Here is a 16,009-nt window from a genome sequence, read left to right as displayed (position 1 = left end):
TGGGTTTTGATCGCAAACTCAAGCCCTCCGGGGTAGCGACTTACGAACGACCAGATACGCGAACGCTGTAACACTCAGCGGCCACGTCAAGACCGAGAGGATTGGGGCCGGCGAATGCAGCCACGTCCGCCAACGGCCAAGGATCAGAGAAGACACGCCGAAATGCACAACATTCCGCAGCTTATCCTTTAGGCTTCCGGAGTACTGAATCGATATGATACGTGATGCTTGAAAGCCCTGCGGGCTCTGAAAGTACTGGCTGATGATACTGTCCGAAGAACCACCTACCTGATAGTCAACGACAACGTAAACATCATTAAAGGCGATCAGCTCGTACTTCTGGTCGATCTGTCGATACAACCAGCCCAATGGCACCAGACGCTCTCCGGCAAACTCAGGATACCGCGGGAAGGATCGCGTTACGTCATTCCTGTATACGAGCTTCTTGTCTCCTCGGATCCCAACGCGCTCGTACAGACCCGTCAGCGTGCATCGCAAGCCATCAACAGGAAATCGTGTGCCAATGATCTCGCCATCAGGCGACTCATCCAGCCCTACTATTCCCGCGACTCCCGGGTCATTGCGCACATCGCGCCATCGTGAGCAAATGAGCTCTACAGCATTGTCCGGCATCCAATCGTCGGAATCGATGCAAACATTCAACTCGGTCTGCATTAAGTCGTAGGCCCGATTATGCGCGGTATGCATTCCGCCGTTGGGCTTGTACTCGTATTGGATCTCCATCCGCGCTTCCGCCTGCCAGCCGGCTACCATTTCGCGGGTGCCGTCAGTGGAGCCGTCATCGACCACCAGCCAAATGAAGTCCTGGCAGGTCTGGCGCAGCAGGCTCTCATAAAGTCTGCCGAGAAGATGCGCCCGGTTGTAGGTCGGCGTGAATACGGTGATCGTTTTCATAATTGTGAGACGAAGCTGAAGCCGGCCAAGCCAACCAGCAGGACGGCGAACACGAACTGTTGCTGCTTAAAGACCTTCCATTTGATGAGCGGGTACGCGATCACCAAACCCATGATCCCCCAGGACAGGTAGGCGAAGCGGTTGGAGAACGGAAGCGTGATCAGCAGCAGCCAGACGGCATTGGTGATGACATAGGTGCTGAACACTTTCAGGTAGAAGGCATCGAACCGCCGCTTGTGGAAGATGAAGAACGCGCCAACCGCAATCGGCAAAGCCCCGTAAAGCACGAAGTCCCAGCGGAAACCGGTTGCGGAAAACTGGTCGTCATACTGGCCCGCGATCGCCGCATACTGTTCCAGGCGATCATCCACTGGCAGCGAGGATGCGAGCATCGTTGCCACGCCCGGGACCGCGAGGGACACCAACAAACAGACAATCCAGAAGGTAATGGCCCATTTGGCCCTGAAGCCGAAGCTTGCCGCCGCCCACGCCACAATCGGCAGGATCAGTGATCCGTGCAGGCCAATGGCCGCAGCCATCAGCGCCCAGGACCGCCATCCACGATAGGTGATCGCCAACGTGAACAACGACATCGCCATGCCGTTGCGGATCCCGTTGACAGCGAATCCGTAGAACGAGATGTGGGCGATCAGAAACAGGAAGCCCAAGGGCCAGTAGTTGGCGAGCAGCCGCTGGCTGGCGATCCGCAGCGGGATCACGTACACCAGCGCGCAGAACAGGAAGAACAGTGCTGGCGCGTTGACCTGCGCGAATAGCCACATGATCCCTTCGAACAACGCGTCGCGGCCGTCCGGCATCGCCCCGGCAGCATACTCCACGAAGCGCTTGTAGTAGTTCCCCATGTCACCAAACGCATAGCTGATTGGCCGCAACCCCACCAGCACGCACAGCGCGATGACCACCGTTTCGCCCAACGCCTTCGGCACCTTGTTGCGAACCCCGGGCTGCTCCACCACGGCATGCGGATGCCGCATCACCAGCAACGCCAGCAGCGCCACCACCACCATGACGAGGGTGTTCACCACCAAGGCATAGCTTTGCAGGGGAATGAATTCGATCATGGTGTAGGTGCGCCTCTGGTGGTCGGCGCAAGATAGGCCTGCGCAGATCGCGCCAGCTCGAACTTCTCCAGCAATGGCCCGCGGTTCCGTCGCACGGATTCACGATAGCCGGGATTCCCCAGCACCGCCGTCAGCGCATCGGCCAGCGCCAATTCGGCCGGCATCATCGGGGTCTGGTGGGTGATTTCGTCCCGGCGCCCGCTGAGCGGCGGGGTCATGATGCCTGCCTCCAGTTCCAGGGGCGGGTCGAACCCGACCACCTCCCGCGTGCTCATCAACTCCACTACGCCGTCGGTGCAGTGGCTGCTCACCACCGGCACGCCCAGCGCAATGGCCTCGACAATGACATTGGGCGTTCCTTCGAAATGGGAACTCAAGGCCAGCACGTCGGCGTGGGCAAGATACTTGTATGGATTGGTCCGCCGCCCCAGGAACGTCACCTGCGCAGCGATGCCGTAACCTTCCACCAGCGACTGCAGATAGCCGGTCATGTCGGCATCGCCGTCGCCGACGAAGACCAGTCGCGGCTGCGTGCCCCGCTCCAGCACGGCCTGGAAGGCGCGGATCAAGTGCCAGAGCGCCTTCACGCCAGTCATTCGACCCAGGAACACCACCGTCGGCCCCGAAAACAACTCCGCCTCGTCCGGCGGCAGTTCCTCGGTGGCCGCCTCGGTGATCGCAGACAGATCATGCGGGTTGTAGACCACCTCCAGGTTGTCCGGGAAGCGATAGCCGCAGTTGTCCAGCAGGTCGTTGCGGATCGCCCGGCTGATGCACACCACGCGATCGAAGTGGCGGTACGTGGTGCGATAGGCCAGCCCGAAGATCCGGTTGAGCCCGCCGCCGCCCGCCAGCTCAGCGCTCTTGAGCGAGTGGATGCTGGCCACCTTGAACTCACGCGACGGGCTCAACGAACTGAACAGATTGCCCATGTCGCCCATGGCGATCGAATGGGTGATGCCATGCGCGCGCACGGCACTGGCGATGGAGAACGGAATCGACAGATAGAAGCCGGCGCGCCGCAGCGCGGACATCTCGCTCAAGTCGCGCTCGGACAGGGCGATCTCATCCTTACCGAAATTGACGATGTCGTCGGGCAGCCTGACCAGCTTCATCACCTTCACCCGGTCGCCCAGGCTGCGGTAGTGGCGATACAGGTTCAGCGCCAGCCGCTCCATGCCGCCGACGCCGCCGTAGGGGATGATCAGCAGGATGTGCCGCCCTGCCGTCTGGTCATTGGCGTGCAGCTCAGGCATTGCGCGCCACCAGCGTGGTGAACAATTGCTGCCAACGCCCTGCGATCTGGTCGATCCGGTACGTCTGCGCCGTGATGCGGGCCTGCTGGCCGAAGACCTCCCGCTGGGCGGGGTTGTCGATCAGTGCGTCCATGGCAGCCGCCAGCGCCGCGACGTCCTCTGCCGGCACCAGCACGCCGTCCTTGCCATCGGTCAGGATGTCGCCGGGGCCGCTTGGACAGTCGAAGCTGATGCACGGCGTGCCGAAGGACATCGCCTCCAGCAACACCATGCCAAACCCTTCCGAGCGCGACGGAAGCACGAACAGGCTGGCTTCCTGATACCGGGCGGCGATGCCGGCCACCGGCGGATGGAACTCGACCTGCCCGGCAACGCCACGGGCGGCCGCCAACGCGAGCAAGGGCGCCGGATCGCCCTTCCCATACACCTGCACGCTCCAATCCGGGTGTCGCGCGGCGATCCTGGCCCAGGCTTCGATCAACAGGTCCTGGCCCTTGTTGTGACACAGACTGCCCACGCACAGGATCTGCGGCTTCCTCGGGGGCGGCGTGCCCGTCTCGAAGTCCGGCAAGGGATTGGGAATGACCACCGCACCCGGAACGCCCCACTCCTTCACATTGCCCTGAGTGAGCAGCACCAGCTTGTCATACAACCGCGCCAGCGGCCGCATCACGGCCTTCTGCCACAGCGAGCGCATCAGCTCCAGCGAGGCATGACGTTCGTACACCAGCGCCGGCCGGGTGCGCGGCAGCAGCAGCGGCACCAGCAGGCCCTTCAGGCCGTCATCACAAACACTCACCACATCCGGCTGGAACCGCGCCACGGCCTGCCGCAGCCCCGACCGGTACGCACGCAGATACGCCACCGCCGAGCCGGACGCATGGAAATGGCGGACTTCCACGGCTGGGCTGACCGGGTAGAACGGCTCCCCCGGCGGCTCATTGAGCACCAGGATCCTGACGGCATAGCCGTAGGTGTCGCACAGGTACGACGCCTTGTGCAGCAGCACTCGCTCCAGGCCACCGCTGCCGCGGATGCCATTGACGATGTACAACAGCTTCATCTAGTGCACCTGAAGGATTTGATTGGAATCCTTCCTGCATGAGGTCGCCACTCTGGTCTGACTGTCGTAGTGCCCAATGCCGATCATCATGATCGGCCGCTCGAACTCGCCTATCCCAGCCGCGACCTTGATTTTCTTCTCCCTGGTATACGGAACACAAAGGTTCAGACAGCAGCTTCCAACCCCCACGCTGTGCAAGGCTAGAAGCAAGTTCATGGAGAACAGCCCACCATCAATGAAGATCTGATTGCTCTCGAGATTGGTGAAACACCTTGAATCCGCCGTGACAATGAGCAGCTTGTTGATCGTTTGACCGAATCCACCGTTCCCATCCTGAAGCGACAGCAATTTCGAAACCTGCAATTTGTCGGCATACAAGTGAACCTTCCAGCCCTGCCTGTTGCACACGGACGGCGCATACTTGGCTGTGTCGACAGCCGTGGCAACAAGATCGTTTTCGACCTCGACATTGTTGAAGGCCCGGACGCTGGATCTGGACTTCGCGAACCCATCGAACTCCGGAAAGATCACTGGAGTCACGAGCTTTGTGCCACCCTTACCGTTGGCACTGACGCTGGAAACGAAACGCTGGATCATGGTGTAAAGCACAGGATCAGCCGTCTCAAAATCTTCATTCGCGTCGAGGTAAGAGTCCAGGGTAGAGGAGATTGTCTGCAACAGATCATTCTGACCATACTTCGTCATGTAGTCTTCCGACACCTCGACGAGCACCCGAATCTTCTCGGCACCGAAATTCTTCCTCGGGACAGGCATGGCCAGCCCTTTCTCCACGATGTGATACTGCTTCGTGAGAAAGGCCTCATAGCTCTCCCGGCTTGAGAATCCCTTGTAGAACGAGTTCCTGTAGAAGATCCGCAAATCGTAGATCTTGTTCAGCACCTCTCCTGCGCGGCTCTGCCAGAAGAAAAGCGCGTGAAGTTTGTTCTTGATCCTGCTCATCCTGCGAGCACCTCGGACAGATACTGCTCTGACTTCAGCAAACGCGCCTCCAGAATTGCGCTGATCCGCTCCTTTGTCTCACACATATCAATAAGCGAACCCATCTCAAGCCCGAACTGTGCCAAAAGATCCGACATGCGCGAATTGATGTTCTCCGTACGCCCAGCCGTGTAGAAATCGACGCCGAATATCAGGCTGAAAACGATAGCGTGGTACGAGTTGGTGACCACAACCTGAGCGTCACGGATCAATGACACGAACTCCGCAGGACCTGCATGAGGGAATTTTCTGTCCGCGTAGTCGTAGCGCCCCTGACTAATACTGTAGATGCTGAGTCCGCGCGCGCCAGCCAGTTCGGTGGCGATCCGCCTCACTTCGTCGGAAGCATCGAAGTCATAGACAAGAACATACCCGTCATCATGGCGATCGGCTCCGATCTTGCGCCATGAATCTTCCGAAACCAGAAATACCGGATCGAGTACGTGGGTGATGTTGCCGATGCCCATCCGGGCGAGCAACTCGGCCGCGGTGGATTCACGCACTGACACGTGATCCAGGGCAGATACGCCCTCCCGCATCAAGGGCAGGTCGCCGTCTGCGACCACGTCTGCCGCAATGCTCGCAGCGTACGAAGCTCGGATGGCACCCTCGGGCGCGAACATCAGGTAGAACGCCGGATCCTTCCCATTGGGTCGCAGCGTGTTCCAGATCTGGTCGCTTCCCGCGATGAAGCAGTCGGCCTGCGGCGGATTGTTGCGCAGGTCGTCAAAGCTGCTGTAGCGCTTGGCCGTCAGCTTCAGATGGCTGTCGCGGAACCTGTCGAACGCCCACTTCCTTCGCCTCGACAACAGCCTGCCCGGCAGCTTGACCAGAACATACAGAACCGCCTTGATGCGACTGCTCCCGACGAGCGGGCTCTCTGCTGCCAGCAGTTGGTAGTGCCCGCTCAGGTAGTCAGGCTTGTAGTCGATGATTTCGACCTGGTGCCCGAGGCCTTCCAGATAATGCATGAGCGCGTACGCCTGCAGCGACGCGCCGTAGTTGTAGACATCATGGCACGTGATAGTGGAGATCTTCATAGCTGTCCTCTCTCCACACGATTCTGGTCTGCGACCGACGCATGGCCAGGCGTCATGCCCCCTATCACCGCACGCATCATCACGAACTCCACCCTGCTTTTACCTGCTCCATCGTGGACGTCACTTGACGCCGCTCAGACCCATTCATGCCGAAGCGATACATCAGAACGAGATACAGCGCTGCAAATGCGGCGGCACGAACAAAGACTCCGCTCCACCCTTCCATCGACAACAAATTCAACGTTGCACCGAATATCATGCACGCGATGAACGCGGGCACGATACCTCTTGAAACTTCTTTGAAGAAGGCTGGAATATCGATACCAAGAGCACCTTGATAATAGATATTCATGGTGACAGTCGCGGCCAGCCAGCCTGCGGTCATGCCAATGGCCATTCCGGGAACGCCGAAGGGTTCAAGTAGCAGATAGCCCAGGAGCACCCCGAGGGGTAGCGCCACCAAATAGACCATTGCCTTGAACCTGATCAGCCCCTTTGCCTCCAGCAATTGGTGCGCAAAGGTCTGGATCAGCGGAACTGTGTACGCAAGCATGATGATCATGGCCACCAACCACGAGGCGCCATACGTGGGACCAGCCCAGAGCAAGATGAAGTCTTGACCGTAGAGCGCGAACCCGCCGAGTATCAGGAGTAGAACCAGAAGCGCCATCCGGCCTATTCGCACCATCTCCGCGCTGTACTTGCCCGGACCAACATCAGCAACCGTCATATAGGTTGCACGTGGCAAGAAGAGGTTTGTGATCGCCGCTGAGAAGGCTGCGTAGTAGCCTCCGAACATTATGCCGACACCATAGATCGCAACAGCCTCAGTGCCGATAGTCGCACCAATAATGAACTGCCCGCCTTGCCATTGAACCTGACCGATCACGGCGTAGAGAAACACCCACGTTGAGAAGGTCAGTACGCTGAACACCAACTTCAAGTTAAGGGCCTTCAGATCGGCGCGAGCACCAATGCTTCTAATCGCGTAGTACGCATTGACGACAAGCACCAGCAGAGCGAGTAAGGCATCCAGTGCGACCAACGCAATGGCTCCGCCACCTGCGATCAGAATCGCGATGACAAGCCCAATGCGTACCAGATAACGCAGCAGATTCACGGCCTTTGGGAAGGTGAATTGTTCATGTCCCGCACAGATCGCCGTGAACATGCCCGACGAAACCGTCAGCACCACGTTCGCGATCAGCAGCAGCAACATGATCCGCGCCTGGTCCCGCTGCCCGGCGTCGAGCGTGTCGCTGAACCACGCGTCGATACTGGCGTAGAAGATCGCCCCCAAGGCAATGATCGCGGCTGCAGCCAACGCGTTCACCACCAGGGCCGCGCCAAGGAACCGTGCTTCCTGTTCGCGATCCCTCTTCGCCGCGCATTGGGCAACGTAACGGGTCACAGCGTTGTTCAGCCCGAAATCCAGCACGCCCAGGTACGCGGCGAGCGAACCGATCAACAGGTACAGGCCGTACTCGGCATTGCCCAACGCACGGATGATGAACGGCGTCAGCAACAACCCGGACAGGTTGACGACCAGGATGGTGGCGTAGGACAGCAGCGCCCCGCGGCGGATCTCACTCACGCTTGGCCGCTCCTGCCTGCCGTGGCGTAGCCCTCAGGGTTGGCGCATTGCCACCGCCACGCGTCCTCACACATCGCCAGCAAGTCCTTCTCCGCCTTCCATCCAAGCAACTCCCCTGCCAACCCCGGCTCCGCCCACAGCGCCGCCACGTCACCGGCGCGGCGCTCGACGATGTCCAGCGGCACCGGCTTGCCGCTGGCCTGCTCGAACGCGCGCACCAGCTCCAGCACGCTGTAGCCGCGCCCGGTGCCGACGTTGATCGCCCGTGCGCCGGTGTGCGCCTGGCCGTACGCCAGCGCGCGCACGTGCGCCTGGGCCAGGTCCATGACGTGGATGTAGTCGCGCACGCCGGTTCCGTCGGGCGTGGGGTAGTCGCCGCCGAACACCTGCAGCCGTTCGCGCCGACCCACCGCCACCTGGGCCACGTAGGGCATCAGGTTGTTGGGGATGCCGGCCGGGTCTTCGCCGATGCGGCCGCTGGGGTGGGCGCCCACCGGGTTGAAGTAGCGCAGCAGCACCGCGCTCATGGCCGGATCGGCCTGGCAGGCGTCGCGGATCAGGTCTTCCATCACCAGCTTGGTGCGGCCGTAGGGGTTGGTGACCCGCAGGGGCGCGTCTTCGGTGACGGGCACGGTGTCGGGCTCGCCGTAGACGGTGGCCGAGGAGCTGAACACCAGGGTGTTCACGCCCGCCCCGCGCATGGCCTGCAGCAGGGCGATGGTGCCGCCGATGTTGTTGTCGAAGTAGTCCAGCGGCCTTTCGCAGCTTTCGCCCACGGCCTTGAGCGCGGCGAGGTGGATCACGGCATCTTTGCCGCCGCCCAGCGCCTGGTCCAGGTCCGCCGGGTTCCGGATGTCACCGGGGATGAAGGCCAGCGGCTTGCCGGTGATCTCCTGCACGCGCTGCAGCGCCACCTCGGAGCTGTTGCAGAGGTTGTCGATGACGGTGACGTCGTGTCCTGCTTCCAGCAGGGCTACGCAGGTATGGGAGCCGATGTAGCCGGCGCCGCCGGTAACCAGGGCACGCATTGGTCTCAGAGCCTTCCATCCACCGATTCGCGCGGCAGAACGTACTTGACGTCATATAGCACCGCCCCCGGCTTGCCATGCGCGCGGATCCCCGCCGCACCCAGCTTCCGGAAGTCATCGTGCCCCACCGCCACGATGATGGCGTCGTACTCCCCCTCCCCCGGCTTGCACAGCGTCAGCCCGTACTCGTGCTTGGCCTCGCCCGCGTCCACCCATGGGTCGCACACATCCACGCGCGCGTTGTAGCCCTGCAGCGCGCCGATGATGTCCACCACGCGCGTGTTCCGCAGGTCCGGGCAGTTCTCCTTGAACGCCAGTCCCAGGATCAGGATCCGCGCCCGCACCGGGTTGATCCCGTTGCGCACCATCAGCCGGATGACCTCGTTGGCCACGTACTGGCCCATGCCGTCGTTGGTGCGGCGGCCGGCCAGGATCACGTCCGGGTGGTGGCCCACCTCCTGCGCTTTGTGGGTCAGGTAGTACGGATCCACGCTGATGCAGTGCCCGCCCACCAGGCCGGGGCGGAACGGCAGGAAGTTCCACTTGGTACCGGCGGCCTCCAGCACTTCCAGGGTGTCGATGCCCAGCTTGTTGAACAGCATGGCCAGGTCATTGACCAGGGCGATGTTGAGGTCGCGCTGGGTGTTCTCGATCACCTTGGCGGCCTCGGCCACCTTGATGCTGCTGGCCTTGTGGGTGCCGGCGGTGATGATGCTGGCGTACAGCGCGTCCACGAAATTCGCCGCCGCGGGCGTGCTGCCCGAGGTCACCTTCAGGATGGTGGTGACGCGGTGCGCCTTGTCGCCGGGGTTGATGCGCTCCGGGCTGTAGCCGACGAAGAAGTCCTCGTTGAACTTAAGGCCGCTCACCCGCTCCAGGATCGGCACGCACACTTCCTCGGTGCAGCCGGGGTACACGGTGCTCTCGTAGACCACGGTGTCGCCGCGGGCCAGCACCTGCCCGAGCGATTCGCTGGCCTTGACCAGCGGCGTCAGGTCCGGGCGGCGTGCGCTGTCGATGGGCGTGGGCACGGTGACGATGTAGACGTTGCAGGCGGCAATGCCGTCCAGCTCGCTGGTGAACGACAGGCGCGTGGCTTCGGCCAGCAACTCCGGTTCGACTTCAAGGGTGCTGTCGCGGCCCTCGCCCAGTTCGGCGACGCGCGCGGCGTTGATGTCGAAGCCGACCGTGTCGTAGCGCTTGCCGAACTCGACCGCCAGCGGCAGGCCCACGTAGCCCAGGCCGACCACGGCGATGCGGGTGTCCTGAGGCGCGGGAAAGTCATTCATTGCGGTCCAGTCCGATAGATTGATTCATGGCTCTACCACGCCAACGCCGGCCAGGCGCGCGGCCTGGGCCAGGGCGGCATCCTGTGTTGCGATGGGCAGTTGGCGACGCAGCGCCAGGTCGAGATAGGTGGCGTCGTAGCTGGTCAGGTCATAGCGCAGCGCGAGCGCCAGCAGCTGGCCTGCATCCGGCACGTCCTGGTCGATGTCCAGCGGCAGGGTCGCGAGGTCCGCAATGGCATCCTGCGCCTGCTGCGCGGTCAATCGACCCAGCTTGCAGGCAGTGCGCAGCACGTTGGCATATTCATGGCGCAACAATGGAGGCACTACGGCCCGGCCTTCCTGCAGGCGTCGGGCGACCGTGTCCGCGTAAGCCGTGCCCTGGCGCTTCAGCAACCAGCCACTGACCACGGAATTGTCGAGCACGAAGGGCATCAGTCCAGGCCTTCCCGGGCGATCGACTTGAGGTCGCCTTCCAGGTCCAGTTGTTCGCGCAAGGCCCGGAGGCGGCCGAAGGCCTCGGTCACGCGCTCACGACGGGCTCCGGTTTCCGCGGCATCGAAAGCCACCAGCTTGGCCACGGCTTTGCCGCGCCGGGTGACGGAGATCTCTTCGCCCGCTTCGGCACGCGAGATGAGTTCGGAAAGTCGATTCTTCGCTTCAGCCAGAGGCACGCTAGTCATGGCTAGACTCGATTTCAATGTATCTAGCTTTCATTCTGTGCCCCCTGCGTTTCTCGATTCAAGCGCCCGCACGCGCGCTCCCCACCTCGCTGGAGGCCTGCCCCGCCGCAATCCCCGCCAGCACTGCCGCTACCGCCAGCATCGCCGGGGTACGCAACGGATAGTCCACCAGCGAATGCGCCATGATCGCGCCCAGCGCCACCAGCGCGGTCACGCCCAGGCCACGCGCCTGTGCAGGCTGGCGCAGCAATGCACGCAAGCTCAGCGCCAGGGCGATCGCGCCCAGCAGCATGGCCAGCACGGCCGATACGCCGGCCTCCAGCCACCACTGCGCGTACTCGTTGTGGGCGTGGTTGACATAGTTGGCCATCAGCAGCTCGCGCGGGGCTTCCTGTTCGAACACCGGTACGTAGCTGCCCACGCCGGCACCCGACGGCGCGAAGCGCGCGGCGATCTCGCCGGTGAGCGCGCGCAGCGGACCCCGCAGTTCGTCGATGGCCTCGACCTGCATCCAGCGCAGGGACAGGAACAGGGCCAGCGCCGCCACCACCATGCACGCCACCAGCACCAACCGGGTGTGCAGCCGGCCACGCCAGGCCGGCCAGTGGGCGATTACCACCAGGGCGCTGGCCAGGATGATCAACACCACGCCGGCGCGCGAACCGGTCAGTGGCAGGGCCACGGCGGCCAGCAGCATCACCAGTGCCGAAGACACGGCATGCGCCATGCGGTGCGGGCGGCCCGGGGGCCAGGCCCCCACCACCATCGCCAGGTGGGCGCAGGCCAGCGTGGCCGCAACCACCAGCAGGGTGGCCTGGTGATTGGGGTTGGCGAAGAAGCCGTTCATGGCCGGCGCCCACTGCGGATAGGGATTGAGCGGGCTTTCCTGCGGAGCGCCGAGCTGGACCACGCCCAGCAGCAGGCTGGCCATGGCCAGCGCCACGACCAGTTGTGCGAGGTGACGCTGCGCGGCGCGCGGCAGGGCCAGGGTCATTGCGAAGATGGCCAGGGCCGGCAGCAGGGTGAAGCCGGCCGCCCTGCTAGCGGCCGGGGCCAGCGACCAGCGCGAGGGGCCGGCCATGCCGAACACCGCGAGGTCGCGGGCCAGCGACGTCCTGCCCTCGCCACCCGCGACCGATGCGGGCAACAGCGCCTGCAGCAGGGGAATGGCGACGAGCATCAGCGCGAACACCAGCCACGCGACGTGGATTGCGCTGCCGGGCCGTCGCAGCAGCCGCCAACCGGCCCAGGCCAACAGCGGCAACGCCAGCAACTGTGCGGCAAGGACACCGATGCCGGACTCTTGCGAACTGCCGCCTGCGATCACGCACAGCACGAGCAGCACGCCGACAGCGATCAGTCCCGTACGTGTCCGGGCGTCGAGGCTGCTGGTGTGCTTGTGCTGGCGGTGCTGGTTCCGGTGCGCGTCGGCGGCTGCGTCTTGCATGGATTTCCGCCCGTGAAAACAAAGCGGGACGGGATCAACCCGTCCCGCCCGTGCATTCAGCGTCTTGTTTTGTCGCCGACGGCGATCAGCGGCTGACCGGCGGCGGCGGGGTGACGACGTCCTGCTGATCCATGCTGGCAAGACCGGCCGCACCTGCGACGACGAGTCCCGTCACGATGCCAAGGCCGGCGTAGTCCACGCCCGCGCCCGCGCCGCCCGAGGAACCTGCCGCCGCCACGCAAGTGGCCGGCACGGTGTAGGTGCCGCCTTCCCTGAGGGGCTGCGTGCAGCCGTTGGGATAGACGAGGGTGGCGCGGCTGCCTTCAGGCAGCATCACGCGATTGCCGGGGGCGACCTGCGTGCCCGAAGCGGCGGTGGTGAACTCCCCATCGGTGCTGACCATGGCGCTGCCGCTCTCGATGCGAAGCGTTGCGGCGCCGTCCTGCGCAATGGCGGGGGCCGCGGACAGTGAGGCAGCCAGGGCGGCGGCGAACAGGAGGCGAGTGGGGATAGCCATTTGGAGTCCTTCCAGAGAATGTTCGTTTAGTCATCGGCGACATTGCGCCACGTCGAATTTTACGCCGACGCGATAGCTCGCGCAAGCTGGGATTTGGGGGAATTTCTTTGATATATCAATGAAATGCGACACTTGCGTGAAGTCCCCGTGAATATCCGGCGCGCCCTGCAGCGAAGCTGGTCAATCCCCGGGCATCAAGCACATGGAACGAGCGACTTCGCCGATGTGAAGCACCTCTTGCTACGCTCGAAGCAAGTCTCCGCCGGCAAGGCCGGTGGCTTTCGCGGTGAGCCCCTCAAGGGGGCCAAGTCAAAGCAGGCGCCGCCCATGGGCGGCATTGCGCCTTGAACGTCATCCCCGCGAAGGCGGGGATGACGAGACCGGGAAACTTGTGGGACGGGACCAAGACAAGGTCCGGACGAATCCCGGATCGTCATCCCGTCGAAAGCCGGGATCCGGGTTTTTCGGCAACTTGCCGGAGAACCGGATTCCGGCTTTTCGCCGGAACAACGACCTGCTCAGAGGTTCCCCGTGCGATCGCGGGACGCAGGCGAAGTCGCCGGCGGCGAGGTGCCAATGGAGACATCCGCCAGCTGCAATTCACCGCGCAAGGTCTGCGCCACGCCACGCGGCGCGGGATTCACCAGACGCAGCCACTGACCCTGGCAGCCGTCGCCCTCGGGCACGGTGAACGGTAGTTCCAGCTCGATCCAGTCGCGCGCCTCGCGTACGCGGGCACCGCTGGCGATGCGGGTGCGTCCGTCGCTGCAGGTCAGGGTCCACTCCAGGCCTTGATCGGAGCGCAGGCCGGCGGTTCGCGCGCGCAGGCGCAAGACGTGTTCGCCGGGTGCAAGCAGTATCGGGACCTCCAGGCCGGTAGCGGAAACCGGGCGGCCGAGGAAACGCAGGCGCGCGGCGTGGGCGCCGCCGCCCAGGTCGATGCGGTCGAACAGCACCCCGGGCTTGCGGCGCACGCGCCAATCGAAGCCTGCGGACGATGGCGCGCGCGCAAAATCCCCGTTCCACGGCACGGGCATGCGATCGGGCAAGGCCCCGAGACCGCTGGCCCAGCGCGCGTAGGCGCTTCCCCAGCGAACGCCGCGCAGCATGCTGTCGATCCAGCGCGCGGTGTCGTCGGCATCCAGGCCTCCATGCGCGCGCAGGGCGCCGTGGAGGTTGTCGACGGCCTCGGGCAGGCCGCTGGCGATGGTGGCGCGCAGGATGGCCCGGCGCCAGCGCGGCTGCTGCACGAGGTGCGCGGCTAACGCCTCGGCGAACGCCGGATCCTGCGCCAGCTGGGCGACGAGCTTGAGCACCTCGCTGCGGCGTGCGGGAGCGACGGTGAGCAGGGCGTCGATGTGGTCGATTGCGGCGGGAAAGTCGCCGGATCGCAGGGCCTGCGCGGCGAGCCAGCTGCGCACGCCGGGATCTCGTGGGGCGCGGCGGGCGGCGATTTCATGGCGCACGCGCGTGTCCCGGGCGTCGTCTCCGCCCTCGCTGGCGCGGGCGAGCACGCCGAAGGCGCGCCCGGCCGCGGGCTCGCGTTCCAGGACGCCGCGGGCGATGGCCACGGCACCGGTGGCGTCGCCCTGCCGGAGCGCCGTTTCGGCCGCGGCGAGGTCCTCGTCGATCTGCACCCGTTCGCCGCGCGTGGCAAGCAGGGCGATGCCGGCGGCGACCAGGGCGGCCAGCAGCGCGATGTAGGCGACCCAGCGCGCGGGACTCACCGTGCGGGCTCCAGGCGCAACCCCGCCACCCGCCACTGGCGCTCGAGGCGCGCGAGTTCCACCCGCAAGATGCCGGTTTCCACGACGCTGCCACGGCCACCGAGACGATAGGCGCCGAGCATCGAGGCACTGTGATTGCCGAGCGTCCAGTTGGGGGAGTCGATGTCCATGCGCGGCCGCTTGCCTGCGTCGTGGCGCGCATGCAGTTCATTGCGGATGCCGGCGGCTTCGAGGCCGGTGGGCATGTCGAGCCAGGGGGGGGCGGGCCCGCCCTCGGCCGCAAGGTAGGCGGCGACGCTGCGAAGGGTCTCTTCGGCTTCGCGAAACAGTTGCAGCGGGTCGTCGGCGGAAGCGGCTGCGGCGGAAGGGACGGCAGACGGAGGGACGCTGGCGAGTGGGATGTTCGCCGTCGGTGGCGGGCTGGCGGTCATGGCCGTGCCCCGGAGGCGCTCTTGCGGCCGATCTTCGGCTTGTGCGAAGGCGGATCGAACAGGGGCGGGAGCGTCGAGCCCGGCAGTGGCGATCGTCGGAGCCGGAGTCGGGGGCGCCGTCGGAGCCGCTTCCGCAGGGAAGGGAGTCCGGGCGGCAGCCGACGTTCCCGCGGACGGCGCGCTTTTCGGGGCGGTTGGCGCCTCTTCCATGCGGGCGGGAGCGAGAACCGTGGCGGGCGCCGGCGGGGGTGGGAGCGGGAGCGGAGCCGGGCGTTGCGCTGCGGCGCGGCGGGTTTCGGAGACCGGGGCGCCGCGGAGGTCTTGGAGGGCGTCCTCGCGATGGATCGCGAACCAGGCGAGGACGGCGCAGGCCAGGCCCAGGAGGGCGACGGCGATGGCGGCGGGGTTCGTGCGTCGTTCGGATCCGAGCGCGGCGGGATATGGCGGCGGCGGCACGGCTGGAGCCACGCCTGCCGGGGCAGCGGCGGGCCGGGTGGCGTCGTACTGGGCGCGGGCGGCTTCGGTACGAACCTGGTTCCAGGCCTGGTTGACGCGCGTCGACAGCGCGGAGTCCCACTCGGCGCCCCGGTTGCGGTCGGGGTGCAGCCAGCGCAGGAGCAGGCGGTGATGGTCGCGCAGGACGGCGTGCCCGGCGCCGCGCTCGGCACCCAGCGTGCGATAGGCATCGGCGTCTTCGGCCAGGAGGACCTGCTGGACATAGAAGCGGCTTGCTTCGACCAGTTCGGCTTCACCGTAGCCGGTGCGCGCTGCGGCGGTGCGGACGCTGTCGATGGAGCCGGCGGCGATTGCCAGGACTTCGCCCACGCCATCGGGCAACGGTCGCGCGCGCAGGACGGCACGCAGCGTGGGCGCCCGCATCAGGGCCAGCGCGACATCGAGCGCTTCGCCGCCTTCCGCCGTCATCCCCGTGCGGCTCCCAC

15 protein-coding genes are annotated in these 16,009 nt (G+C 64.7%); all 15 read right to left on the bottom strand.

Annotation, left to right across the window (positions count from 1 at the left end; translation table 11 throughout):
* Positions 1-18 precede the first annotated feature (18 nt).
* The 15 genes from FQY83_RS06925 to FQY83_RS06855 all read right to left on the bottom strand — a co-directional run bounded on the left by FQY83_RS06925 (position 19) and on the right by FQY83_RS06855 (position 15,992).
* Positions 19-915 (bottom strand): glycosyltransferase family 2 protein, encoded by an 897-nt coding sequence (locus FQY83_RS06925; RefSeq protein ID WP_146386480.1) that lies wholly within the window; start codon positions 913-915, stop codon positions 19-21.
* Positions 912-1,997 carry an EpsG family protein gene (locus FQY83_RS06920; RefSeq protein WP_146386478.1) on the bottom strand — a complete coding sequence of 362 codons (1,086 nt, stop codon included), beginning with the start codon at positions 1,995-1,997 and terminating at the stop codon, positions 912-914. The genes FQY83_RS06925 and FQY83_RS06920 overlap by 4 nt, the downstream gene beginning before the upstream one ends.
* Positions 1,994-3,253: a glycosyltransferase gene (locus tag FQY83_RS06915; RefSeq protein WP_146386476.1), complete on the bottom strand. Its 1,260-nt coding sequence runs from the start codon at positions 3,251-3,253 to the stop codon at positions 1,994-1,996. Before FQY83_RS06915 ends, FQY83_RS06920 begins: the two co-directional genes overlap by 4 nt.
* Entirely contained in the window at positions 3,246-4,316 is a 1,071-nt protein-coding gene (locus FQY83_RS06910) for a glycosyltransferase (RefSeq protein ID WP_146386474.1), read from the bottom strand. The genes FQY83_RS06915 and FQY83_RS06910 overlap by 8 nt, the downstream gene beginning before the upstream one ends.
* Positions 4,317-5,276 (bottom strand): nitroreductase family protein, encoded by a 960-nt coding sequence (locus tag FQY83_RS06905; RefSeq protein ID WP_146386472.1) that lies wholly within the window; start codon positions 5,274-5,276, stop codon positions 4,317-4,319. It lies immediately after the preceding gene.
* Positions 5,273-6,355, bottom strand: coding sequence for a polysaccharide pyruvyl transferase family protein (locus FQY83_RS06900; RefSeq protein WP_146386470.1), 1,083 nt, complete (start codon positions 6,353-6,355; stop codon positions 5,273-5,275). The genes FQY83_RS06905 and FQY83_RS06900 overlap by 4 nt, the downstream gene beginning before the upstream one ends.
* A gap of 79 nt (positions 6,356-6,434) precedes the next feature.
* Positions 6,435-7,949 (bottom strand): lipopolysaccharide biosynthesis protein, encoded by a 1,515-nt coding sequence (locus tag FQY83_RS06895; RefSeq protein WP_146386468.1) that lies wholly within the window; start codon positions 7,947-7,949, stop codon positions 6,435-6,437.
* A complete protein-coding gene (galE, locus tag FQY83_RS06890) occupies positions 7,946-8,977 on the bottom strand; it encodes a UDP-glucose 4-epimerase GalE (RefSeq protein ID WP_146386466.1) in 1,032 nt (343 codons plus the stop codon). Before galE ends, FQY83_RS06895 begins: the two co-directional genes overlap by 4 nt.
* A gap of 5 nt (positions 8,978-8,982) precedes the next feature.
* Positions 8,983-10,266: a Vi polysaccharide biosynthesis UDP-N-acetylglucosamine C-6 dehydrogenase TviB gene (gene tviB / locus FQY83_RS06885; protein WP_146386464.1), complete on the bottom strand. Its 1,284-nt coding sequence runs from the start codon at positions 10,264-10,266 to the stop codon at positions 8,983-8,985.
* A 24-nt stretch (positions 10,267-10,290) separates the two neighbouring features.
* On the bottom strand, positions 10,291-10,698 hold the full coding sequence (locus tag FQY83_RS06880) for a type II toxin-antitoxin system VapC family toxin (protein WP_146386461.1): 408 nt from the start codon (positions 10,696-10,698) through the stop codon (positions 10,291-10,293).
* A complete protein-coding gene (locus tag FQY83_RS06875; RefSeq protein WP_146386459.1) occupies positions 10,698-10,946 on the bottom strand; it encodes a type II toxin-antitoxin system Phd/YefM family antitoxin in 249 nt (82 codons plus the stop codon). The genes FQY83_RS06880 and FQY83_RS06875 overlap by 1 nt, the downstream gene beginning before the upstream one ends.
* Positions 10,947-11,004: 58 nt before the next feature.
* Positions 11,005-12,393 carry an O-antigen ligase family protein gene (locus FQY83_RS06870; RefSeq protein ID WP_146386457.1) on the bottom strand — a complete coding sequence of 463 codons (1,389 nt, stop codon included), beginning with the start codon at positions 12,391-12,393 and terminating at the stop codon, positions 11,005-11,007.
* An 85-nt stretch (positions 12,394-12,478) separates the two neighbouring features.
* Positions 12,479-12,910: a hypothetical protein gene (locus tag FQY83_RS06865; protein WP_146386455.1), complete on the bottom strand. Its 432-nt coding sequence runs from the start codon at positions 12,908-12,910 to the stop codon at positions 12,479-12,481.
* A gap of 518 nt (positions 12,911-13,428) precedes the next feature.
* On the bottom strand, positions 13,429-14,637 hold the full coding sequence (locus tag FQY83_RS06860; RefSeq protein WP_146386453.1) for a tetratricopeptide repeat protein: 1,209 nt from the start codon (positions 14,635-14,637) through the stop codon (positions 13,429-13,431).
* Positions 14,634-15,992, bottom strand: coding sequence for a J domain-containing protein (locus FQY83_RS06855; protein WP_146386451.1), 1,359 nt, complete (start codon positions 15,990-15,992; stop codon positions 14,634-14,636). Before FQY83_RS06855 ends, FQY83_RS06860 begins: the two co-directional genes overlap by 4 nt.
* Positions 15,993-16,009: the final 17 nt, after the last annotated feature.

The sequence above is a fragment of the Luteimonas marina genome (assembly GCF_007859325.1).
In the GTDB taxonomy this organism is placed as follows: Bacteria; Pseudomonadota; Gammaproteobacteria; order Xanthomonadales; family Xanthomonadaceae; genus Luteimonas; species Luteimonas marina.
This window is presented reverse-complemented; position numbering and strand designations above follow the sequence as displayed.